General features: G+C 33.1%; 2 protein-coding genes and 1 pseudogene. All 3 read right to left on the reverse strand.

The window, feature by feature from the left end:
• Positions 1-603: pseudogene (locus ACFO3L_RS08345) on the reverse strand (IS3 family transposase); the annotation flags it as partial.
• A 310-nt stretch (positions 604-913) separates the two neighbouring features.
• On the reverse strand, positions 914-1,882 hold the full coding sequence (locus ACFO3L_RS08350) for a glycosyltransferase family 2 protein (RefSeq protein ID WP_379965890.1): 969 nt from the start codon (positions 1,880-1,882) through the stop codon (positions 914-916).
• Between the two features lie 61 nt (positions 1,883-1,943).
• Complete coding sequence (locus ACFO3L_RS08355; RefSeq protein WP_379965893.1) at positions 1,944-2,558, reverse strand: oligosaccharide repeat unit polymerase; 615 nt, start codon at positions 2,556-2,558, stop codon at positions 1,944-1,946.
• Positions 2,559-2,844: the final 286 nt, after the last annotated feature.

Here is a 2,844-nt window from a genome sequence, read left to right on the forward strand (position 1 = left end):
CAATCTTTGCCTGATTGACGCCCGTCTTTTGCGGTTTGTAAGACCGTCTATTATACTTGGACACCAAGTGGAATTTTTTCATGATGCGACCAATTCGTCGACGTGAGACAGTGAAGCCGCGTTTCTCAAGCACGGGTTTCAGTTTGCGTGTACCGTAGGTATTTTTACTCTTTGCGAACTATTCAACGATGGCTTGTTCAAGCTCAGCCTCACTGGTTCGTTTTTTCACTTCGTAATAGTAAGATCCTCTACTGATCTTAAGGGCACGGCACATCGCTGATATAGAATACTTATGTTTATTGTTTTTAATTACTTCGACTTTCGCCCGAATATCAGCGCCGCTTGCTTTAAAATATCATTCTCCATTTGGAGTTGAGCATTTTCTTTTCTCAACTGGTCTAGTTCTTTTTGTTCAGGGGTGAGATTATCTTTTTCTTTGAATGAGCCTGTTTGATTGAACCGTTGGACCCATTTATCGAATGATGAAGGGGTTAATTCATACTCTTCAATAATGTCTTTTCTTGGTTTACCTGCTTTGTGTAAATCGACTAACTGCTTTTTAAATTCATCTGTAAACGTCCGGCGTTTTCTACGAGTTGACATGATAAGATTCCTCCTGTGTGATTGCTTACGTATTATCACACACCTTATCTTTTCTGTCTAGCTAAGTGTAACCTATCCACTCCCTATAGTGTGGTAGATTGAGACTCCCTTTAACTGCACCTTTAACAGACCATTCTTTAAATATAATATTTTGATATAATGAATATTGTGCCTTCGGAATAAAATTAATAATTTCATTCATATAGCCTAAATTACCAATAGCTTTTTGTAATGCAAATGCTTGTAAAAATGAGCCATTGTTGTGTGCAGAATGTAGTGTTATTGTAGCTGTTTTAATTGATTTCCTCACTTATTTTTTTATTTTTAAATAAAAACTCCAAAATTGTTTATACTTAGTTACTCCCAAATACTTTAATGATAGATAAGCTATTTTATCTCTTAAAGGAACATATTTTTTTCTAACAATAAATTTCCCCTCAGTAATAATATAATTTATTAGATCAGGACTATATTTTTCTATAATATGAGAATTATCAGTTGATAATACTTGATTTAAAGTACTAAAGTATGACCATAAAACTCTCCTTTTAGCTTCCCCTAACAAACTTGGAAAATTTTCTCTAATAAAATTTTCATTTAATTTATTCATTTCAATTAATTCAAGTTTTCTTTCATTAAATACTCTATTTACTATTGAGTCTTCCCTATTTATGTAATAGTAAATTGACTTTGAACCAAAAGCTACTTTCTGTGCTTTAGAAACTACTCGATAAGTTGTAAATGAATCTTCATATAATTTACCAACAGGATATAAGTTATCATCAAAAAATGTAGTTTTATACATCTTTGCCCATGCTCCCATATCAAAACCTTGATCTAAAAGCATTCGACGAATTGCAGTTTTGTTGTCCATAATTGAGACTTCGCCGGTACCTTTATCTATTTCCTTGCTTTTAGTGACGTAGGTGTATGTCCCAATTGAGACATCGGCATCGTTATTAAGTGCCAAACAAATAAGATATTCAATGTAATCTTCCGCGACATAATCATCTGAATCAATAAACGTAATCCACTCACTAGTTGCAATTTTTATTCCCGTATTTCGAGCAGCTGATAATCCTCCGTTTTCTTGGTGTATAACCTTAATTCTTTTATCCATAGCCGCATAGTCATCACAAATCCTTCCTGAATCATCAGTAGAACCATCGTTTATCAGAATTATTTCTAATTCAGAATACGTTTGATTAACTATGCTTTCTAAACATTTTACTAAATACTCTTGCACATTATAAACTGGAACTACAACACTTATTTTCATACAGACTCCTTTAAATTTAAGTTATTATACAAAAAATTATACCCATTTTATTAGATTCTAGCTAGCTATATATACGATTGTATTTTGTGTTTCTATTATCTAGACATAGCCACATCATCAATATACTAACAAAAAAACTTGTACTTCCCAACTGCCATATCATAAATGATCCTACAATTGCTTTCACTATCAATAAATAAAACATCAAGTAGTTGATTCTTTTTTCAACATATGCCTTATAATAAATACTGCTCGATATTCCACCAAATATAAATGAAAACAGCATAACACCTAGATATCTTAGGTCTTGGTAAAAGAAATAAAACATTGTACTAAATGCATTCATAGGCATGTCTGGAAATGCTTGAATCCAGTATTTTTGAGGATTTCCCTGCCAAATAACAACATTTTTAAAGAATTCTAAATCTATATTTAGAAGTCCGAAAATCATATTAATTACATACGAAATTGGATATAAAAAGCTAAATCCATAGCTCCATATCCCGGATACATCTACATTATGTTTCCATTCAGATAGTAAAACTACTGGTCCTGCAAAATAAGCATAGAATACATCTAAGAGAGTCTTAGATGTTCTCATATTTGATATAATAACTATAGCTATAATACCACCTGTTATTAACAAAAGGAGCACCCTTTTTATTTTAGTAGGAATCTTTGGTCTGTCAACACTTTTTTAAACAAATTTTATAAGGTGTATAATGGTTCAAGTGCGTGATTTATTTGCCTCCCTCATCCGAATAAGGGATCCTCATTCATCTATCAATCGGCTTGTGTAATCTAACAGCCTGACCTCAAGACTACAAGGGAAAGTGCGCCCTTTCCGTCTTGAACTCATCCTGTTTTGGCGATTATGCCGACCGATAGACGAACGACTTGGGCTAATCGTGTGTGTTGTTGTTTCTTCTCCCAAGTCGTTCGATAGTCAATAGGAGAAGCGT

The sequence above is a fragment of the Enterococcus eurekensis genome (assembly GCF_042654605.1).
GTDB lineage: Bacteria > Bacillota > Bacilli > Lactobacillales > Enterococcaceae > Enterococcus_I > Enterococcus_I eurekensis.